The organism is Clostridium senegalense, from assembly GCF_018916625.1.
Taxonomy (GTDB): domain Bacteria; phylum Bacillota; class Clostridia; order Clostridiales; family Clostridiaceae; genus Clostridium_J; species Clostridium_J senegalense.
In genome coordinates, this window is the sequence record NZ_JAHLNC010000003.1 from 44519 (window position 1) to 67181 (window position 22663).

17 protein-coding genes and 1 riboswitch are annotated in these 22663 nt (G+C 28.2%); of the genes, 4 read left to right on the top strand and 13 right to left on the bottom strand.

The window, feature by feature from the left end; all coding sequences use genetic code 11:
* Positions 1 to 59: 59 nt before the first annotated feature.
* From KQI36_RS07565 to KQI36_RS07615, 11 genes are all read right to left on the bottom strand, one after another.
* Complete coding sequence (locus KQI36_RS07565) at positions 60 to 1115, bottom strand: peptidylprolyl isomerase (RefSeq protein WP_216450406.1); 1056 nt, start codon at positions 1113 to 1115, stop codon at positions 60 to 62.
* A 177-nt stretch (positions 1116 to 1292) separates the two neighbouring features.
* Positions 1293 to 4817 (bottom strand): transcription-repair coupling factor, encoded by a 3525-nt coding sequence (mfd, locus tag KQI36_RS07570; RefSeq protein WP_216450407.1) that lies wholly within the window; start codon positions 4815 to 4817, stop codon positions 1293 to 1295.
* Between the two features lie 330 nt (positions 4818 to 5147).
* Positions 5148 to 5711 carry an aminoacyl-tRNA hydrolase gene (gene pth, locus KQI36_RS07575; RefSeq protein ID WP_216450408.1) on the bottom strand — a complete coding sequence of 188 codons (564 nt, stop codon included), beginning with the start codon at positions 5709 to 5711 and terminating at the stop codon, positions 5148 to 5150.
* 383 nt (positions 5712 to 6094) lie between these two features.
* Positions 6095 to 7252, bottom strand: coding sequence for a S1C family serine protease (locus tag KQI36_RS07580; protein WP_216450409.1), 1158 nt, complete (start codon positions 7250 to 7252; stop codon positions 6095 to 6097).
* A 24-nt stretch (positions 7253 to 7276) separates the two neighbouring features.
* Entirely contained in the window at positions 7277 to 8704 is a 1428-nt protein-coding gene (locus KQI36_RS07585) for a sensor histidine kinase (protein WP_216450410.1), read from the bottom strand.
* Positions 8704 to 9390, bottom strand: a complete 687-nt coding sequence (locus tag KQI36_RS07590) for a response regulator transcription factor (RefSeq protein ID WP_010297747.1) — start codon at positions 9388 to 9390, stop codon at positions 8704 to 8706. The genes KQI36_RS07585 and KQI36_RS07590 overlap by 1 nt, the downstream gene beginning before the upstream one ends.
* 516 nt (positions 9391 to 9906) lie before the next feature.
* On the bottom strand, positions 9907 to 10863 hold the full coding sequence (locus tag KQI36_RS07595; RefSeq protein WP_010297752.1) for a ribose-phosphate diphosphokinase: 957 nt from the start codon (positions 10861 to 10863) through the stop codon (positions 9907 to 9909).
* Between the two features lie 23 nt (positions 10864 to 10886).
* Positions 10887 to 12245 (bottom strand): bifunctional UDP-N-acetylglucosamine diphosphorylase/glucosamine-1-phosphate N-acetyltransferase GlmU, encoded by a 1359-nt coding sequence (gene glmU, locus KQI36_RS07600; protein ID WP_010297756.1) that lies wholly within the window; start codon positions 12243 to 12245, stop codon positions 10887 to 10889.
* Between the two features lie 452 nt (positions 12246 to 12697).
* Positions 12698 to 12985: a septation regulator SpoVG gene (gene spoVG / locus KQI36_RS07605; RefSeq protein WP_010297759.1), complete on the bottom strand. Its 288-nt coding sequence runs from the start codon at positions 12983 to 12985 to the stop codon at positions 12698 to 12700.
* A gap of 616 nt (positions 12986 to 13601) precedes the next feature.
* A complete protein-coding gene (purR, locus tag KQI36_RS07610; RefSeq protein ID WP_010297763.1) occupies positions 13602 to 14435 on the bottom strand; it encodes a pur operon repressor in 834 nt (277 codons plus the stop codon).
* Between the two features lie 53 nt (positions 14436 to 14488).
* The gene (locus KQI36_RS07615) at positions 14489 to 14773 is read right to left on the bottom strand and encodes an ArsR/SmtB family transcription factor (RefSeq protein ID WP_010297766.1); all 285 of its coding nucleotides are present in this window, start codon (positions 14771 to 14773) and stop codon (positions 14489 to 14491) included.
* A 508-nt stretch (positions 14774 to 15281) separates the two neighbouring features.
* Here KQI36_RS07615 and KQI36_RS07620 point away from each other — a divergent pair.
* Positions 15282 to 15464, top strand: coding sequence for a hypothetical protein (locus KQI36_RS07620; protein WP_216450411.1), 183 nt, complete (start codon positions 15282 to 15284; stop codon positions 15462 to 15464).
* 766 nt (positions 15465 to 16230) lie between these two features.
* Here the strand turns inward: KQI36_RS07620 and KQI36_RS07625 are convergent.
* Together KQI36_RS07625 and KQI36_RS07630 are read right to left on the bottom strand one after the other, a co-directional pair.
* Positions 16231 to 17409 carry a class I SAM-dependent rRNA methyltransferase gene (locus KQI36_RS07625; protein ID WP_216450412.1) on the bottom strand — a complete coding sequence of 393 codons (1179 nt, stop codon included), beginning with the start codon at positions 17407 to 17409 and terminating at the stop codon, positions 16231 to 16233.
* Positions 17410 to 17635: 226 nt separating this feature from the next.
* Positions 17636 to 18874 carry a chloride channel protein gene (locus KQI36_RS07630; protein ID WP_216450413.1) on the bottom strand — a complete coding sequence of 413 codons (1239 nt, stop codon included), beginning with the start codon at positions 18872 to 18874 and terminating at the stop codon, positions 17636 to 17638.
* A gap of 123 nt (positions 18875 to 18997) precedes the next feature.
* A riboswitch (Fluoride riboswitch) is annotated at positions 18998 to 19070 on the bottom strand.
* A gap of 260 nt (positions 19071 to 19330) precedes the next feature.
* On the opposite strand from KQI36_RS07630, the gene KQI36_RS07635 reads away from it, so the two are divergent.
* The 3 genes from KQI36_RS07635 to KQI36_RS07645 all read left to right on the top strand — a co-directional run bounded on the left by KQI36_RS07635 (position 19331) and on the right by KQI36_RS07645 (position 22385).
* Positions 19331 to 20887 carry an ABC-F family ATP-binding cassette domain-containing protein gene (locus KQI36_RS07635; RefSeq protein WP_216450414.1) on the top strand — a complete coding sequence of 519 codons (1557 nt, stop codon included), beginning with the start codon at positions 19331 to 19333 and terminating at the stop codon, positions 20885 to 20887.
* A gap of 342 nt (positions 20888 to 21229) precedes the next feature.
* On the top strand, positions 21230 to 21808 hold the full coding sequence (locus KQI36_RS07640) for an Ltp family lipoprotein (RefSeq protein WP_216450415.1): 579 nt from the start codon (positions 21230 to 21232) through the stop codon (positions 21806 to 21808).
* 418 nt (positions 21809 to 22226) lie between these two features.
* The gene (locus KQI36_RS07645) at positions 22227 to 22385 is read left to right on the top strand and encodes a hypothetical protein (RefSeq protein ID WP_216450416.1); all 159 of its coding nucleotides are present in this window, start codon (positions 22227 to 22229) and stop codon (positions 22383 to 22385) included.
* The last annotated feature ends 278 nt before the right edge of the window (positions 22386 to 22663 follow it).

The following is a 22663-nucleotide window of genomic DNA, read 5'->3' on the forward strand; positions in this document are numbered from 1 at the left end:
TTTCATTTAAAATGAAAAAAAGAAGCTATAACTACAGTTATAACCTCTTTTTATTTATATTATTTTAAATTTTTTTCATATGTTTTTATATTAGCTTCTTTTTGCCACTTTTCTGCTGTTTCATTCCAAGTAGTTTCTTCTTTTTGTTTTTGAAGTTCTGTTTTTATTTCTTCTTTTACTTTATCAAACGCTTTAACTGGATACTCTTGTTTATCATAACATTTAATAATATGATATCCCCATTGAGTATGAACTGGCGCTGTAGTGTAGCTTCCTTTTGTTAATGGTTTTGCAAATTGCATAAACGTAGCATCAAATCCAGAGTTTTCAAATTCAACCCAACCTAAATCTTCAAATCTATTAGCAGAAGTTTGTGCGTCTTCTTTTTTACTATCATCTGTTTTTGCTGCGTCTTTTTCAGCTTGTTTAGCTTTAATATCTTCTCCTACTGCATCAAAATCTTCACCTTTTTTTAATCTCTCTATTACAGCATTAGCTTCTTCTTCTGTTCCAACTAATATATGTTTAAGATTTGTTTTGTTTGGTTGCTCTGTGTATTTATCCATATTAGAATCATAATGAGTCTTAATTTCTTCATCAGTTACTTTAACATCTTTAACTACCGCATCATGAACTTTATCATATATCAATTTATTTCTTATATTATTTTTTAAACTTTCTTCTGTTTCTCCAGTTTGTTGTAAAGCAGCTTTAAATTTATCTTCACTATCAAAAGAATCAGTTATAGTTTTATATTCTTTATCTATTTCAGTTTTAAATTCTTCTTCTGTTGGCATAACTTTTAGTTCTGTAGCCTTATTTTGTAATATTTTTTCTCCTACAATTTGGTTTAACATCTGAGTTCTGTATTGAGTTAAAAGAGTTTTTCCTTCTTCAGATTTTAGGTAATCTTCACCTTTTTCTTTAGTTATTTGAGCTTCTATAGATTTCATTCTAGCATCTAATTCGGATCTTTTTATTTTTTCTCCATTAATTTTTGCAACAGTTGACTTAGCAACACCTTCTGGAGTTCTTTCTATTAAATTACATCCTACTAAAGAAGTTGTCATTGCAGCTATCAAGCATGCAGCTACTATTTTTTTAACACTTTTCACAATTAATCCTCCATTCAAAATCATCTAGTCATTATATAAACATCTATTTAAATAAAATTCCTCTGATTATTTTAATTTATTTTTATTTCATATGTGTGACATTTGATTTTATTTTAGCATAAAACTTTATATTTTAAAACATTTACCATTTATACAATTTTATGTTTTGTAGCTTTATTATTTTTTTTCATTTAAACTTTGCATAAATTTTACAAGTTCTATTAAGTTATCTAGAAGTTTCTCTTTTTTATCTTCTATTATTTTATACGACATACCAGGGGTCTCACCTATTTTGAAGTTAATTTTCTTAATATATTTATCCAAAATACCATTTAATATATTTTGAGTTAAATATTTTTTATTTTCAAAGGTTAGTACAACTTCTTTTTTGATTTCTTTTATCTCAATTATTCCAACTTCTTTAGCTAAAAATTTAAGATATGCTATATTCATTAAATTATAAACTGTTGGAGGTATATCAGAGAATCTATCTTCTATTTCTTCTTGCAGTTCCATCATATAGTCATAGCTATCAATTGATGCAATTTTTTTGTATACTTCAATTTTCTGTGTTTCATCAACTATATAGTTAGATGGGATAAATGCATCAATTTTTAAATCTACAGTAGTTTCTATAGGTTCATTCTCTATATCACCTTTTATTAGTTTTATAGAATCTTCAAGCATTCTACAATATAAATCATAACCTACTACTGCCATATGGCCATGTTGTGATGACCCCATTATATTTCCAGCGCCTCTTATTTCTAAGTCTCTCATAGCTATTTTAAATCCAGACCCTAACTCCGTAAAATCTTTTATAGCTTTTAATCTCTTTTCTGCAACTTCTGTTAAGACTTTATCTTTGGTGTACGTAAAGTAAGCATAAGCTATCCTATTACTTCTTCCAACCCTTCCTCTTAACTGATAAAGTTGAGAAAGTCCCATTCTATCTGCATCATATATAATCATAGTATTAGCATTTTGAATGTCTATTCCTGTTTCTATTATAGTTGTACAGACAAGCATATCATATTTATAATCAGTAAAATCTAGTATTACTTTTTCTAGTTCTTTTTCTGTCATCTGACCATGACCTATTCCAATTCTAGCTTCTGGAACTAATTTCTGTAGATAAGCAGCCATATCTTTTATTGTTTCTACTCTATTATAAACAAAAAGTATTTGTCCATCTCTATTTAGTTCTCTCATTATAGCATCTCTAATTAACTGCTCATTAAACTCTACTACATATGTTTGTACTGGATATCTATCCTCTGGAGGAGTCTCTATTACACTTATGTCCCTTACTCCTGTTAAAGACATATGAAGAGTTCTTGGTATAGGTGTTGCTGATAATGTTAATACTTCTACATTCTTTTTAAGATTTTTTATTTTTTCCTTATGAGTAACTCCAAATCTTTGTTCCTCATCAACTATTAAAAGACCTAAATCTTTAAATTGAACATCCTTTTGTAGTAATCTATGTGTTCCTACTAAAATATCAACATTGCCTTCTTTCAATTTTTTTAATGTTTCCTTTATTTGTCCAGATGTTCTAAATCTACTTACCATGTCTACTTTTAAAGGAAAATCCGAAAATCTTTTAACCATGTTTTTATAGTGTTGTTGTGCAAGGATTGTTGTTGGTACTAAAAATGCAACTTGTTTTCCTTCCATAACACACTTAAATGCAGCTCTTAATGCAACCTCTGTTTTACCATAACCAACATCACCACATAATAGTCTATCCATTGGTTTATCGCTTTCCATATCCTTTTTAATATCCTCTATTGATGTTAACTGGTCTGGTGTTTCTTGGAATGGGAACTCATCTTCAAACTGTTTTTGCCAAACTGTATCCTTTCCAAATTTATGACCTTTTATTTGTGCCCTTGTAGCATAAAGTTTAACTAAATCTTCAGCTATATCCTCTATGGATTTTTTAACTTTAGTTTTAGCTTTTATCCATTCGCTACCTCCTAATTTATTAACCTTAGGTGGACTACCCTCTGACCCTATATATTTTTGAACTAAATCTAATTGCTCTGCTGGAACATATAATGTATCTCCATTGTTATAGCTAAGCTCTAAAAAGTCCTTTTTATGCCCTTGTACTTCTAATTGCTTTATCCCCTTATATACGCCTACACCATGATTTGCATGTACTACATAATCACCTAATTTAAGTTCTGTAAAACTTTTAATTTTACTTGCACCTTTAACATTTTTACGCTTAACAGATGCTTTTCTTTTTGATTGTCCAAAAACTTCTTTATCAGATATAACACATACTTTTAAATCTGGACATTCAAAACCTTTTAAAAGGTTTCCAAAAGTTACTACAACTTGACCAAGTTCTATATTATCTACAATATCTTTATAAACAGCCTCTATCTCTCTATCCCTTAGAGTTTGAATAAGCCTTTCTCCTCTTGTTCTTGTTCCTGATAATATTAAAATCCTATAACCATTTTTCTTTTTTTCTTTAATATCATCTATAAGTAAATCTAACTGTCCATGATAATCACTTATTGTAATTTGAGAAAAAGAAGATATAGTTCTTGGTTTTAATATTTTATGTGATTTAGCAATAGCATCTAATGTTATAACCTTTTCATTTTCTAATATATCTATTGCTTCTTCTTTAGACATTAAAAGTTTTGCTTGTTTTGGCAGTATATTTCCTCTTTTTAAAAAAGTTTCATAATTTTGCTCAAATTCAAAATAAACACTCTCTAACTTACCATTACATCTTTGAACATCATCAACTAAAATAAAGCAATTACCGATATAATCTAAAAGTGTTGACATCGTTTTATAAAAATACGGTGTATAACTATCTATAGTTTCAAAAGTCCATGTTTCCTTTAACGACTCTAGATTACCAGAAATTATAGCATTTAAACGCTCGCTAGCATCAAAATTCTTATTTTTTTCAAAGTTTTTCATTGATTCAGCAAAATCTTTTTCTATTTGCTCATATGCAAATTTTATACTTTCTTCATCTGTTATTATTTCTTTTGCTGGAAATATATTAACAGTTTTAACTTTTTCAATACTTCTTTGGCTATCAACGTTAAATGTTCTTATAGAATCTATTTCATCATCAAACCATTCTATCCTGTACGGGTATGCCCCTACCGGTGGAAATACGTCTAATATACCACCTCTTACTGAAAATTGACCTTTAGATTCAACCATCTCACATCTTTCATAACCACATTGTATAAGTTTTTCAGTAAGTTCCGTCATGTCCACTACTTTTCCAACTCTTAATGAAAAGATATATTTTTTAAACATATCTACTGGAGTGTATAAACCTATTATGGCATCTATAGGTGCTACAACTACTTGGGATTTGTTTTTTATTATATTGCTTAGTATCTTAAGTCTTTCCCATCTAACATCACCAGATATAGCGTCTGCATTATAAAAAACAACTTCTTTAGATGGAAAATAGAAAACTTTATCTATATATAAATTTAAATCTTCATAGATATTTTTAGCTTCTACATCACTATGTGTTAATATTAATATTTTTTCATTTACATTTTCATATACAGCATTTATCAAATAGCTTTTTGAAGATTCAGAAAGTCCATAAACTCCTATTGGAAATCTATTATTTTCTATACTTTTTGATATTTCTTTAAATTCTTTACTATTCCTTAATGGCGACATAATTCCATTTAATCTCAAAAGTATCACCTCTACTTTAAAAACTTTAACCTAGCCTCATATATGATTTTAGGCTAAAATTTTAAATTATATTATGTTTACATCAATCTTTTAAATAACTAAGTTTATATTTTCTTATAAAAACTTTTATTAATTAAATTACCACTTATTTAAATTTTAAATAAGGCATATAAAAAAATAACAATTCAACTATATATTCTTCAATACAACAAACTTAAAGCCATTTATAGTAGCACTATATATGACTTTTAACTATTAAGTATTACGTAAAATAAACAATAGTTCAAACTTATTATCTTTTGAATATGCCTAAATATAGACCTATAGTTGTTAGGCCTTAAATCCATTAAATTTGTTCATAGCCTCTGCAGTACTTTCAGATATTATTGTTTCTACTGCTCCTATTGCTGGTTTAAAAGTTTTCTCTAATGATTCTCTTTCTTCTTTTGAAAACTTACCTAATACATGATTAACTAAATCACCTGCTGGGCCTCCAACACCTATCTTTACTCTTGGAAAAACATCTGTACCTAAATGAGCTATTATATTTTTAATTCCGTTGTGTCCACCAGCACTTCCTTTAGGTCTTATTCTAATATTTCCAACTTCTAAGCTTATATCATCATAAATTACTATTACATTATCATTTGGTATTTTATAAAAATCACAAACCTCTCTAACACTTTCACCACTTAAATTCATAAATGTCTGAGGTTTTAAAAGAATTACCTTTTCACCATTTATGTTTGTTTCTCCATACATACCTTTAAATTTTTGCCTATTAACATCAATATTATACTCATTTGCTAACAAATCTATAATATCAAAACCTACGTTATGCCTTGTTTTATCATATTTATCTCCTGGGTTTCCAAGTCCAACTACTAAATACATACTTACCTCCAATTTTTCTGCCGTTAATCTATATATCTTATACTAATTCTCATTTCATTATCTAGGATTCTAAGTTCAATTTTAAATCTATACCTTTATCAAATTAGAGAATTTAAAATTAACATCATTGCAAATTATATTAAATTAAAAGAAACTGAGCTCCAGTTTCACCCTAAACTCTTAACTTCTAACTCTTAACTAACTATATATAATTTAACCTATTTTATCATAAGTTATATTATATAACAAAAAGTAAAAATACACACTAAAACCTATAAAATAATATTATAGGTCTTAAAACATTAATTTAAATTTAAATACAAAAAACGGCCTATAGCCGCTTTTTATAAAAAATGTACAATATATTTTAATATCTGTACTTATTATATCATTCTATAATATCCTAATTTCACATTTATAAGCTCACATTGCCCATTTTTAAAAACTTTACATACTACAATGTCGCCTTCTTTGCAATTTTTTATACTTCTATTCAAATCTTCAATTTCTTTTAACTCAAAATTATTTATAGACATAATGATATCTGTAGGTCTTATGCCTACTTTATAGGCATCACTGTCTTGTATTACATCTTTAACATATATGCCCATAATCCCATCATCCTTATCTTTGGCAATAGCTTTTTCTCCACTAACACCTAAGCCTAATTTTAATGGGTCTCCTTTTTTCATAAGTACATCAATTATTGCTTTTGATTCTTTTATAGATATAGCTAAACTTTCATTAGTACCTTTTTCTGAGTAATTTAAAAGATTATTATTTATTCCTATAAGTTCTCCTTTTAAATTGCAAAGTGGAGATCCACTATCCTCTACAGAAATTATAGTACTGCTTTTTATAGCTGTATAACCTATAGGTTTATTTGTTTGTCTATCCATAACAGATACTCTTTGATTAGCATTTTTAATGTCACCAAAAGAATAATTACCTTTAAAAGAGGTTGCAATAGGATTTCCCATAGCTATAACCTCATCACCATTGTTTACCTTTGAAAAATCTCCAAAGGCTATAGGTGTCAATCCTTCTGCTGATATTTTTATAACAGCTAAATCTAAAACAGCATCTACACCTATAACATCAGCATAATAAACCTTATTATCATATAATTTTACTTTTATATCATCTGCTTTATTTATTATGTGTTGATTTGTAACAATATACCCATCAGAACTTATAATCGTTCCTGCACCACTATTTATTTCTGAGTTTTCATCACTACTTACTTTACTTATAGAAACCACAGATTTTGCTAACATATCTGCAAGTTCCTGTAGTGCCTGCTTTTTATCCGGTGATATAAGGGCCTCTTCATTTAAAGAGTTTTCATTCATAAAATTTTCAAATTTATAGTCAAATACCATTTTCGAAGTAATTGCTCCTGAAAGTGAAGCTATTAATATATATATAATCATATTAGTAATTTTTTTATATATATGTTTTTTTTTGTTTTTAGCCTTTTGAAATCTAATATCACTACTTGTATATATCTGTGAATCAAATCCCAATTTGTTATTATCCATATAGCTCCACCTCCTTTAAGCCATTTAAACTAACGTTAATGTAAATGTGAACATTACTCCATTTTCTGTATTCTCTACCCAAACATCCTCATCTAACATATTTATTATTTTCTTTACAATAGATAATCCAAGACCAGAACTAACTCTATTAGTTCTCGACTTGTCCCCCTTATAGAATCTTTCCCATATGTTTTTAAGTTCTTCTTCATCTATATGGCTTGCTGAATTCTCTATTGATATATAAGCTTTTCCGCTTTTAGTTGTACAAGATAGATTTATATGAGTACCCTCTTTTGAATGCTTTATAGCATTATCTAATAAATTTAAGATAACTTGGAATATCCTATCTTGATCCCCATAAACTAAAAGTTCGTCCGATTCAAAAATTACATCGACGCTTATCTTTTTCTCTTTTATTTTACCTTCATTTTTTAATATACTAAGTCTTATTATTTCATTAATATCTATTTTTCTTAACGCAAGTTTTATTCGTCCTTCTTCTATAGCAGACATATCCAAAAGGTCATTTACAAGCCTTGCAAGCCTTTGAGTTTCTTCATAGGCGATTGTTAGATACTGGCTTTCCTTTTCTTTTGGAACCACTCCATCTAGTATACCCCTTATGAAGCCATTTATAGATGTAATTGGTGACCTAATATCATGCGAAACATTACAAATAAATTCTCTTCTATTCCTATCAACTTTTTCTAGGGAATCTGCCATAGAGTTAAATGCCTTTGCAAACTGTCCAATTTCGTCATTACTACTTATCTCTACTCTTTTCTCTACATCTCCATTGGCAATTTTTTTTGCAACAGCACTCATATTTTGTAATGGCTTAATTACAATTTTATCGGTGAAAAAATAAATTATTACTATGGATAAAACCATAACAATTCCTGTTGATAACCAAATTATTTTATATATGTGACTTAAAGAATCTTTTAGATAATCCATAGATATATCAACTAATATAAATGATGATATCTCATCATTTTTATCTTTTATATCTCTCATTAAAACATAATCACCTTTTGAAAATAGTTGATTATCTTTTTTTACTTCTTTTAGAGTATTCTTTTCCCCAAAATCATTTAATATAACTTCTGTATCTGAAAATATTTGCTTTCCAACTAAATCTTTACCTTTTTCAGCTGTTGAGACAAATATATACCCATTCCTATCTATAAGATATACATTTTCATAAAAATATTTACCTATAAACTCTAATGATGAATTTAAATCTTCATAGCTTAAATTTCCATCGCCTTCAACATAATTTAATGATAAGTCTTCAACTATTTTTATATGTTCTAATACTTCTTGCTGTTTTCTTTGTATATAATAATCATTAAACCAAATGGACAGGACAGTAGCTATTAGCGATAAACTCAAAAATATTATAACAGTATATATAAATACCATTTTGGAGAATAGGTTCTTTTTTATCATTATTTCACCTCAAATTTATATCCTACACCCCAAACAGTTTCTATTTGCCAGTTAACCCCACCTGCTATTTTTTCTCTTAATCTTTTAATGTGAACATCTACTGTTCTTGAATCTCCAGGATAGTCATATCCCCAAACTTCACACAATAACTGTTCTCTTGTAAACACTCTATTTTTATTGCTTGCAAGATAATAAAGTAATTCAAATTCCTTAGGTGGCATTTTAACTTCTTCATTTTTATATACAACACTATAGGAATTAGCATCTACAATTAAACTATCATATGTTATTGTTTCCTTACTTTCTGATTCCATTGTATACCTTCTTAAAACAGCCTTAACTCTAGCTATTAATTCTTTAGGCTCAAATGGTTTTACTATATAATCATCTGCACCAAGTTCTAAGCCTAAAACTTTATCAAAAGTTTCCCCCTTAGCCGTTACCATTATAACTGGTGTTTCACTATCTTTTCTTATCCATTTTAAAACATCCATTCCGTCTACATATGGTAACATAACATCTAATATTACCAAATCCGGTTTAAAATTTAAAAAACTTTCCTGAGCTTCCTTACCATCATGTGCAGTTTTTATACAGTAACCTGCACTCTCTAAATACATTTTTATTACCTCGCAGATGTTTTTATCATCATCTACTACTAACACTTTTGCAATTGAGCCTTCCATCACACATACCTCCTAAGCTAACATACTTAAATGCGCACTATTTATTCTTATTTTTTCTATTACTTGTATAAAAATCCAATTAAAAATTATATTTTATTTTTTAAAATTGGATATAGAAAATCTATCGTTCTTGAGTAAAAGTACTTATTTAATATAATATGTTTTATTACATATTTTAAGTCTCTATTCCTATTATACTTGGTACAAGCTATAAAATTAAGATTTGTTACAAAATATTCAAAAATTGTTCGTAAATTAAGCTTATTACTTAAAAAATACATAATTTATTAGTTAGAATTCTATATTTTTTATGATTTAAACTATTATTTTATAATTTCAACTGTTGTTTTTTGATTTTTCTGTAAATTTTTCTTATAATTATTATACTTTTTTCTTGTTTAAAATAGAGGCACAAAATACCAAAAAGATAATTCTATTAGATATTTGTGCCTCTACCTTTGTATCCATTATAATATATACTTACGTTTTAATAAATTATAATATTATTTTTTATTATTAATCAAATAATTTACTTACAGATACATCTTCATATATTCTTTTAACTGCTTCTGCGAATATTGGTGCAACTGATATTGTCTTAATCTTATCAATTTGCTTTTCTTCTTTTAATTCAATTGTTCCTAAAACAATAAGTTGTTTTATTGAAGAATTTTCTATTCTTTCTATTGCTGGGCCAGATAAAACACCATGTGAACAGCATGCATAAACTTCTTTAGCACCTCTTTCAACTAGTGCATTCGCTCCATTACATATAGTTCCTGCAGTGTCTATCATATCGTCTATAAGTATAACTCTTTTACCTTTTATATCCCCTATTATGTTCATTACTTCACATACATTAGCTTTTGGTCTTCTTTTATCGATTATTGCTATTGGTGCATTTAATCTATCTGCAAAGTTTCTTGCACGAGTTACACTTCCTAAATCTGGAGAAACTACCACAACATCATCTTGATCTTTAAAACCATTTTCGATGAAGTGTTTAGCTAGTATCGGTGCACCTGTTAAATTGTCAACTGGTATATCGAAGTAACCTTGAATTTGAGCAGCGTGTAAGTCCATTGTTAATACTCTATCTGCTCCTGCTGCTGTTATTAAGTCTGCAACTAATTTAGCTGTGATTGGATCTCTTGCCTTAGCTTTTCTGTCTTGTCTTGCATATCCATAATAAGGCATAACTGCAGTTATTCTTCCTGCTGATGCTCTTTTTAAAGCATCAATCATTATTAAAAGTTCCATTAAATTGTCATTTACTGGTGAGTTTGTTGGTTGAACAACAAAAACATCAAGCCCTCTAACTGTTTCTGCTATATTAACAGATATTTCACCATCGCTGAAGTGCCCAACTTTTGACTCCCCAACTTTTAATCCTAGAATATTGGCTATGTCCTCTGCTAACTTTGGATAAGAATTTCCTGTAAAAATCTTAATGTTTTTACCATGCGATATCATATGTAGTCCTCCCATTTTACTTATTATTTTTTGTTAACCCAATTTTCTTTATTTATTTGCCTTGCTCTTGCTATAGCTAAAGCGTTTTCAGGCACTTTTTCTGTAATAGTTGATCCTGCTGCAATGTAAGTGTTACTCTCTACTTCAACTGGAGAAACTAAGTTTGTATTACAACCAATAAATGAATTGTCTCCAACTATAGTTTTATGTTTATTTACTCCATCATAGTTCACTACCACTGTACCACAACCAAAATTACAGTTTTTACCTACTTCTGCATCACCTATGTATGTTAGGTGAGAGACTTTTGTTCCATCTCCTATTTGGGATTTCTTAACTTCAACAAAATCTCCTATTTTAACTTTATTTCCTATAACACTTTGTGGACGTATATATGCAAATGGTCCTACTGTTGTTTCTTTTCCTACTGTACTTTCCATTATTACTGAACTTTGAATTGTTACATTTTCTTCTATTATACTGTCTTTTATTCTACATCCTGGGTAAATTACGCAATTATCTTTTATTACAGTTGTTCCTTCTATAACGTTATTTGGATAAATAATTGTATCTTTTCCTATTTCAACATCACAATTTATATAAACATTATTAGGATCTATTAATATAACTCCATTTTCCATGTGTTTTTTATTAATTCTTTTTCTCATTATTTCTTCTGCAACTGCAAGCTCTACTTTAGAATTTACTGCTGTAATTTCATCAACTGGAACATCTACAGCTCCTACTTTTTTTCCTTCTTTTTTTAGTATTTCTATTACATCTGTTAAATAGTATTCTCCTTGATTGTTATTATTATTTAATTTTGATAATGTAGATAATAATGATTCTATATCAAAGCAATACATACCAGAATTTATTTCTTTCACCTTAACTTCTTCTTCATTACAGTCTTTAAATTCTACAATTTTTTCAACTTGATTTTCTTCATTTCTTATAATTCTTCCATATTTAGCTGGGTTTTCCATTATTGAAGTTAATATAGTTGCACTATACTGATTTTCTTCATGATAGCTAAATAATTTTTCAACTGTAGTTTTTGTAATTAATGGGCCATCTCCTACAAATATAGCTACTGTTCCTTTTTTACCTTTTAAAAAGTCTTCAGCACACATTACTGCGTGACCTGTTCCTAATTGTTCTTTTTGAACAGAATATTGAACTTTTCTACTTTCAGTACCTGCTTTTACTTTTTCAGCACCGTTTCCTATTACTACATCAATATCCTCTATATCACACTTTCTTAAAGTATCTATAACGTGATTTATCATTTCCTTACCGCAAACTTTATGTAACATTTTTGGAATGTCTGACTTCATTCTCGATCCTTGTCCAGCGGCTAATATAATGGTACATTTATACACTTAAAACACCTCTTTAAATAATCTATTTCTTAATATGAATAAGTTTTTATAAAATATGTATTAAATATTCATTACGTTATATATTTAATATAAAATTAATGATATATCATTAATAATTATACTTCTCTTTTATTTAATTTTTATATATATAAATTTCAACTATTTAATTTTCTATTAATTTTGCATAAAATTTTTTTAAGCAATAAATTGCTTTTAAATAAATTTGTAAAATATTATTTATATCCTTATTAATTATATTTTATATACTAATGTTTTGCAAATAAAAGTGAATATTTTTATACTTTTATGTGAAAAAGTACACCTTTTTTTGCTAATTAATCCTCTTTTTTAACATAATTTGTTACACTTTTTTCTTTTTTTTGAATAAATTATACATTTTAAAGCATAAAAAAATAAAAAGGAGTGTACTCCTTTTTATTTTAAACTTCACTCTATTCTGAATCTGATTCTACTTTAGGTTCTTCTTGTATAACCCTTTCGTATTCAGTAAGAATAGCTGTTTGTATTTTTTCTCTTGTTTCTGTATTAATTGGGTGAGCTATATCCTTAAACTCTCCATCTGGAGTCTTTCTACTAGGCATAGCAATGAAATAACCATTTTGTCCTTCTATAACTTTAATGTCGTGTATAACAAACTCATTATCGAAAGTTATAGAAACTATTGCTTTCATTTTTCCCTCTGTGGCAATTTTTCTTATTCTAACATCTGTAATTTGCATGAATTCCACCTCCAAGCTGTACTATAAGAGTATTATTCTCCATATTTTTCAAATTTCCTTCTTTTTGTTGAATAATTTTTTATTTTCTGTATTTTCTATTTCTTATTCGAATTCTACTTATCTATATGCGAAAATTATCATCCATTCAATTACAATTAATTTATAAATCTACATTTGCCACTACAATAAATTCCTTTTAAAAACTTAATTTGATATAGGTCCCTAAGTTAAATTTTAAACTTATTCATTTATCAAATGAGAAAACTCAAATTAATATTTTATCAATATAACAAATTATTTTAGCTAAGAGTTAAAAGTTGCAACGTTTCGCTAGTTAAAAGTTAATAGTGACTAGTTAAGAGTTTAGGCTTTATTGATAATCTTTTGATTTCATTGTGAAAACAACTTATGGAAAATTCACTTTGGTGCGCCTGTCCTTCTTGTTACAGCTGTAAACCATGAATTTAACTTTGTTTAGTTTAATCTCCCAAACTCAGATTTTACTCCCTTAAATTCAAAAGAAACTGGCAACCCAGTTTCATCCTGAACCCTTAACTCTTAACTTTTAACTACCTAAATCTGTGCTTGTTTTTTAATACAATAAAAGTTTGTATTCCTATAAAGTACGCTTATCAGAAGGGTTAACCATGGCTCTTCCCTCTTGGTTTATTCCATTAAATTCAATTATTGATATATAATTATCCATTAGCTTTTCTTGTCCTTCTGAATTGTTATCAACTAACACTCCACACGCTAAAAGTTCACTATCAAATTCTGAAAGCAGTTCTTTTATACCTTTGGCAGTTCCGCCGCCTCTCATAAAATCATCTATAAACACACATTTACTATTCTTTTTCATTGCTTTTCTTGAAAGTGACATTGTTTGTATTCTCTTATTTGTTCCTGATATGTAATTTACATAAACACTTGCACCTTCTGTAACTTTATTTCTATTTCTTACTGTTACTAATTGAACTCCTAAATTTTTAGCAACTTCATATGCTAGTGGAATTCCTTTAGTTTCTATTGTTACAACATAATCAACGTCTAAATCCTTAAATATTGATGATAATATTTTTGCTGCTGGAACTATTATGTTTGGATTAAATATTAAATCAGTAACATATAAAAAGTCTCCAACCATAACTCTATCTTCTTCACTTGCTATTTCACAAAGTTTATTTTCAAATTTTTCTTTTTCTTCTTCTGATATGTCTACAGTAAATTTTATTCCTCCAGCTGCTCCTGAAACAGTTTCAACTTTACCTTCTGACAATTTTTCTAAAGTCTCTCTAACAATAACTACGTCTTCACTAACTGTTGACTTTGCAGCATTAAACATTTCTGTAAATGTATTTAAGTTAACCACTTTATTTGGTGTTTCAGTTAAAACTTTAGTTATTCCTACTATTCTTTGGTTTCTACTAAACTTATCACAATCTCTTCCCATATTTAACTACCTTTCTGAATAAGAATTTTAATAAATTTATATAAAAATCTATACTACATCTCGAATAAAACTGATATGATTTCTTTCACCTTATCATTACATATATAATAATTAACTTCAAGACCATCTCTATTGCCTTTTATTATACCTGCAGATCTTAATTTTTGTAAATGTTGAGAAACTGTAGATTGAGGCAAATCCAGACAATTTTGCATGCAAGTTACATTTCTCTCACCTTGATCTAATAACCCTTTAACTATACACAATCTAACTGGATGTGCTAGTGCTTTTAGTATATCTGCATACTCTACATACAATTCTTTTATATCCTTATTCATAACATCAACAACCTTTCTACCTATAATATAAACTTTTAAATAATATCTATATATTATAATCTTTAAATATAACCATCGTGCTACATCGATTTATAACTTCTAACCTAATATAATGAAATATTTACATGATTAATTTACCTTTAAAGTAAATGTTAAGATTAAAATCTTTTATATAATACAATATTATCATATTTCCCTGTGTTTAGTCAGTATTTATATATTTTTATCATCTTTTACTGAAAATAAACCTAGTCCTGCTAACAAAATCTAAATAAGAAGTAAATTATAGTGTTACCTCCATAACAAATAAAACTTCTCTAGTTAAGAGTTATGGTTATTACTACTCACTTCGTTTCTGGTAATGCTAAATTTATTTTTTATTTAAGCAAGAATTTTTTAGGTTAAATAACAAACAAGTGAAATATTTTAAGATGTTTATTATTTTTGAATATTTGAGAAAACATTTGGAATAATAAATATAACATTTATTTCTTTAAGAGGTGATAACATGAAAAAAATTTTTACTGAAGAAGATTTGAAAAATGCTTATAATCTTGGAAAACAACAAGGTGCATTAGAATCTAATAATTTAAATAATAGTTCTAGAACAAACGAGTTTTCTTCTCAACTACCAATGGATAACTCAATTGTAAAATCCGTTGAAACAGACTCTCTTATTAGATTAAGATAAATAAAAGGCTTAGAAATTTCTAAGCCTTTTATTTATGTAGTTATAACGCTTTGCTAGTTAAAAGCTAAGAGTGAATAGTTAATAGTTGTGGTTATTACTACTCACTTCATTCCTAGTAATTCTAAACGTATTTTTAAACCTAGTTTTACTAACAAAATCTAAGCAAGCATTCACTTAAAGTTTTACCTCCATCACAAGAGGGACAGACGCGTAATTGGCTACTTTGCTATACTTTAGTATAGATGCTTTTGTTGATTTTAAATTCTCTCCAATGGTACTCAAAGTCGGTCCCCATCACCAACTTTAGCAACACACTTAAACAATTAAATCCTTATAGTACTACCTCCATTACAAGAGGGACAGGTTCATTTGTGGCTATTTTCTTCGCTTAAACTGTAGATTTCACAATTGCTCTATTTTTACAATAATATAAGCAAAGAACCAGTACCTAACAGGTACGCTGCTTTTCAGCTCAGGTACTGGTTCTTTGCTTGGTAATTTATTTTTATCTAGCCTTTTTATTGAGTACTAGAGTTTTTTATGGTGGTACAACTAAATGAACCTGTCCTTCTTGTTAAGGCTGTGCATTTTGAATATATCTTTAGTTTGTTTTATATCCTAAACTCAGATTTTACTCCCTTAAATTCAAAAGAAAGTGGTTTCCCACTTTCAACCAACATTGTCAATTGTCAAATGTCCATTGTCAATTGTCAATTTTTCAAAGACTCTTAACTCTTTAAACTCCAGTTTCCTCCGTCATTGTCAATTATATAACTTGGAAAATAAAGAATTTTAAGTAGTAAGATTCTTCATCTGCTGTCCATAATATAGGATGGTCTGGGGCTTGTGTTTTAAATTCAACTTGTCTTAATAATCTACCTGCATCTCTTGCAGCTTCGTATATAGCTTCTTTGAATGATTGTGGATCCATAAAATGAGAACAAGAAGCTGTTACTAAATATCCACCTTTTTTAACAAGTTTTATACCTCTAAAGTTTATTTTTTTGTATCCTTTTTTAGCATTTCTTATAGTTTCTCTTGCCTTTGTAAATGCTGGTGGATCAAGTATAACTACATCATACTCTTTTTTCTCATAGTTAAGTTCTTTTAAAATTTCAAAAGCATCATGACATTCAAATTTAACTGTATCTTCAAGGTTGTTAAGCTCTGCATTTTTTCTACAAAAATCTACTGCATGCTGAGATATATCTATTCCTAGAACACTCTTAGCTCCTGCAATTCCTGCATTTAATGCAAAAGACCCTGTATGTGTAAATACATCTATTACATCTGCATCTTTACATATTTTATGTATTGCTTTTCTATTTTCTTTTTGGTCTAAGAAAAATCCTGTTTTTTGACCATTTTCTATATCAACATTATATTTAACACCATTTTCTTCTATAGTTATCATAGTTTCAAAAGGCTCAGTTAAAAAACCTTTTTTAAGTTCCATACCCTCTTTTAATCTTACTTGCGCATCACTTCTCTCATAAACACCTCTTGCACCATACTCTTCTACAAGTATATCTACAATAATTTGTTTATATTGATCAATACCTAATGCTAATGATTGTATAACATATACATCTTCAAATTTATCTATTACTATACCTGGAAGAAAATCAGCCTCTCCGAATATAAATCTACAAGAAGATGTATCAACAACCTTTTTTCTATATTCCCAAGCATCTTTTAATCTTTTTCTAAAAAATTCTTTATCAATCTCTTCATTTATATCTCTTGTCATTATTCTTATAGATATTTGAGATGCATCATTTATGTACCCTTTACCTATAAACTTATCTTCCGCTGTATAAACTTCAACTATATCACCATTTGTATATTCACCATCATAACCTTGTATTTCTGTTGAAAAAACCCATGGATGACCACTTAATGTTCTTTTTCCTCTACCCTTGTCTAAATAAAACTTACAAGCCATTCTATTGATTGTCACCAAAAATTATAAGAATTAAATTCTTTAGTATTTTATAATTTAATCTTTGCAATGTTCTTTGTTTCTGGCAACATCCTCCCTTTTTTAGTTTATTTTTTGAACACTGTCTTTAGTTTCTTATATATTTTATTGTTTATTTTTTTACATTCTGATTATATTGTACAGCATAGTTTCATGCAAGAATTAATAAATATAAAATAGATTTTAAAATCTATTTTAAAATTTCTTCTATGCTGTACCCTTTATCTTTTAAGTACTTGCTTTTTTTAGGAGTCTCTATTACTTGAGCTCCATAAATACTATTATGTTCCCCTATATAATAACTTATTAGTACACTTATAATATAGTATGGTATTGCCCTATCACCAAACATTTCAATTCCAAGCATTATTGTTGCTATTGGTGTATTAGTTGCACTACCAAAAACACAGATTAAACCAAGTGCCGCTAATAACGATGGTTCTATATGAGCTATTTGTCCAATTGCACCACCTAAAGATGCACCTATATCAAATAAAGGAGTTACTTCTCCCCCCTGAAATCCAGATGCTAATGTTAGTACAGTAAGTATAAATTTCTTAATAGAATCACCTATTGAACTGGTACCATTAAAGCCTGCATCTATTAACCAAGTACTTAACCCTCCATATTCATAGAAATTAAATATTATTATTATAATAAGAACAATAAAAGATGATATTAATGCTCTAAGTAAATAATTCTTTATTTTACTAGAGTAAATTTTCTTTAAAAATTTTATACTTCTAGAGAATAGCTTACCTACAATTCCAAAAATGCAAGCTGAAATTATAGTTATAACTAGTGTATAAATATTTATATTTGGAACTGAAATTATAGAGTGTATAGAGTGTTTTATTCCAAAAAAACTTGTTACATAATCTGCAACATACGCACCTATAAAGCAAGGAAATATAGACTCATAACTTAGTTTACCAATAAAACAAACTTCAACTCCAAAGAATGTCCCAGCAAGTGGAGTTCCAAATACAGAACCAAAAGCAGAACTGATTCCTACCATTATTAAGGTTTTTTTATCTTTTCCCTCTAGTTTAAATATATTAGCTAATTTATTAGTTACGGTCCCTCCTATTTGAACTGCTGTTCCCTCTCTTCCTGCAGAACCACCTACAAGATGTGTTAAAACTGTAAATATAAATGTTAAAAATGCCATTCTTAATGGTACTTTAGTTTCCTTATGAGTGCTTTCAATAATAAGGTTGTTTCCTCTTTGAGAGCCTTTGCCATAATTATTATATATAAATGCCGTTGCTACACCAATGACTGGAATTAAATAAAATAATTGATAATGACTCATACGAAAATTAGTAACATACTCTAACGACTGCAGAAAAATAGCAGACGCACATCCCATAATTACTGCTGTTAAAATTATAAGTGTAAATAGTTTTATATGTCTTTTAAATTCCATGAAAATTTTATCTCCTTTCTATATTTATGTTTTCCAAAGTTATAGGTAAACAAACTCCCATTTAACTTTATTCAAAACTTTAAAGCTTTTTAAAATAAAAAAGACTAATGAATCTACGACAAAAAAATCATAGAAGTCATTAGTCTGTAAAGACGGTTTAGAATATTCATGGGAGAACTTCATTCCCAGTTAATAAGGCATAATCAAAGAAATACTAGGTTAGTATTCTTGCCTATATAATTTCTTATTTATTTTTCCATTCATAAATATATCATAACAGCACCTATTTTTCAATTATGCATAACCCTATTTTGTTTATATTCCACAAAATTCTTTTGACATAATATAATATAATCATTTAAACTATAAGTCGTATGAAATAAAATAGTAGACTAAAATTATAACATAATTTGAAATTAATTATAAATTATATATACATATTAAAGGAGATTGAAGATGAGTATTCTTACGGTAAAAAATATGAATCACGGATTCGGAGATAGAGCTATATTTGAAGATGTTTCTTTTAGACTTTTAAAAGGTGAACACGTTGGACTTATTGGTGCTAACGGTGAAGGTAAATCTACTTTCATGAACATAATTACAGGTAAATTAATGCCTGATGAAGGAAAAATTGAATGGTCAAACAGAGTGAGAGTTGGTTACATGGATCAACATGCACAACTTCAAAAAGGCGAAAGCATAAGAGACGTTTTAAGAGGTGCTTTTAAATATCTATTTGATTTAGAAACTGAAATGTTAGCAATAACTGATAAAATGGCAGAGGCTACCCCTGAAGAACTTGAAAAATTACTTGAAGATATGGGAACTATTCAAGATCTATTAGATAACAATGGTTTCTATGTTATAGATGCTAAAGTTGAAGAAGTGGCAAGAGGATTAGGTCTTAATGATGTAGGCCTTGATAAAGATGTTACTGATTTAAGTGGTGGTCAAAGAACTAAAGTTTTACTTGCAAAACTACTTCTTGAAAACCCAGACATATTGCTTCTTGATGAGCCTACTAACTATTTAGATGAAGTACATATAGAATGGCTTAAGCGTTATCTACAAAACTATGAAAATGCATTTATATTAATATCACATGATATTTCATTCTTAAATTCAGTAATAAACCTTGTTTATCATGTTGATAATAGACAGTTAAATAGATATGTTGGAAGTTATGATGATTTCCAAAGAATATATGAAGCCAGAAAGAAACAATTAGAGCAAGCTTATGAAAGACAACAAGCTGAAATTGCTAAATTAGAAGATTTCGTTGCAAGAAATAAAGCTAACGTTGCTACAACTGGTATGGCTAAAGCAAGACAAAAGAAACTTGATAAAATAGATAGAATTGAACTTGCACAAGAAAAACCAAAACCAACATTCAATTTTAAAGAAGCTAGAACTTCTGGAAAAATGATATTTGAAACTAAAGATTTAGTTATAGGTTATGGTTCACCTTTATCTAAACCACTAAATTTATATTTAGAAAGAGGTAAAAAAGTTGCTCTTGTTGGCGCTAACGGTCTTGGAAAAACTACACTTTTAAGAAGCCTTATGGGTGAAATAAGAGCATTAAGTGGAGAAGTTGAACTTGGCGACTATCAATATATAGGCTACTTTGAACAAGAAATAAAAGATGCAAATTACAACACTTGTATAGAAGAATTTTGGCAAGACTTCCCTGGATATACTCAGTATGAAGTTCGTTCTGCCCTTGCAAAATGTGGACTTACAACAAAACACATAGAAAGCAAGATAATGGTTCTATCAGGAGGAGAAGCAGCAAAAGTTAGACTTTGTAAAATACTAAACAGAGAAACTAACATACTAATCCTTGACGAGCCTACAAACCACTTAGATGTAGATGCTAAAGAAGAATTAAAAAGAGCATTAAAAGCATACAAAGGAACAATCCTAATGGTATGCCACGAACCAGAATTCTACCAAGACATAGTAACAGATATCTGGAATTGTGAAGAATGGACAACTAAAATAGTATAATGAAATTAAGGAGCTATTGCAAAAATCAACTAAAGGTTAGATGATCAATAGCTCTTTTTTACGTATAAATTACTTAATATACCACTAACGATGGAAAATATTCTTATAAATAAGTTGAAGAAATATAAAATATATTTTAAGAACACATTAATAAGAGAAATAAGAAAAAGAAAGTATCAGTAAGAATTTCTAATAGGGCTATCATAGGCAAAATGCTTAATTTTAACTTCAAAATATGTGAAATTAAAACAATAAATACCAAATATTGATAGACTTGGACAACAGAAATATGTATAATTAAGGAGATTGAATTATATATATTTTTAGTAGGAGGAAATTTTAATGGGTAAAATGATACAATGTAAAGATTGTTCTAAAGAAATATCATCGAGTGCAAAATTTTGTCCAAGTTGTGGAGCAAAAAACAAAAAACCATTTTATAAAAAAGTATGGTTTTGGTTATTCGTGGTAATTATTATTGGAATTATGGGTAATGCAGTTTCAAATGATTCAAAATTAGATACTGGAAATAAACAGGAAGTTAGTCAGAATCAAAAAACAGAAGAAAATGCCCCAGTAAAAGAAAATGCTCAGGTAAAAGAAAAGGCAGAAGATGTTCCAACAGAATACAAGTCTGCATTAAAAAAGGCCAAAGTATATAGCGATAATATGAGTATGTCCAAAGTTGGATTGTATGACCAACTAACATCAGAATATGGAGAAAAATTTACAGCAGAGGCAGCTCAGTATGCTATAGATAATATAAATGCAGATTGGAATAAAAATGCACTAAATAAAGCAAAAATATATCAAAAAGATATGGCAATGTCACCAAGTGCAATTTATGACCAATTAATATCAGAATATGGTGAGAAATTTACACCAGAAGAAGCACAATATGCTATAGATAATCTGGAATAAGATATACCTTATAAATACAAAAAAGCAAATTTAAGCATCTAGTATAAAATTAGGTGCTTTTTCTTTGTCTTCTACTCTTTATGCCATCTATTTATATATTGAGATTGTACTCATTTTCTTATAGAATTTTAAGCACTTTAGAGCCTGCCCAATATTTTATGTATCCAAATTTTTGTAAATAAGCTCGAATAAAGTTGAAAGGAAGATTACATAAAGGTATAATTTTGAATTAGACATATGAAAAAAATAATTAGTCAAAGATTCAAGGGATATTTGTCATAATATAAGGAGATAAAACTCTGTCATAGTAAGGCTATGTATATATGTATTTTGTTGACAAAGTATTCGTGGCAAATAGGCAAGAATGCTGACTTACTATTTATTTGATTATGCATTCTATGGTTAGGGGTGACAGTGTATGATACAGTGCGAATTATGCGAAGACTATTTTCATGAAGAGAATATAAAAGAATGTCCAGAATGTTTAAAGGAAATGTGTGAAAGTTGCTATGAAATACATGTTCCTATTTGTTTTTATGTTTCTCAGCATGGTGATATAAATACTTATGATGAGTAAATTATACTTATGAGTGGTATAAACAAGGGATACTAAAAATATGCAGTAATATTATTGTAGAATAATTTTTGAATAATGGATAACTAAAATATTTGATATTTGGGGTGGTAGGGAAAATACTATCTCTCTTTTTATATGCATTTGTTCCTATAAGATACTTTGATAAAAATTATCATATTTTAGGCGCATTATCAATATCATTACATATTATGGAAATGAAATTAATTCTATATTCTACTAAAAAATTTATATTGTCTTATTTTTTATAATAATGTAGG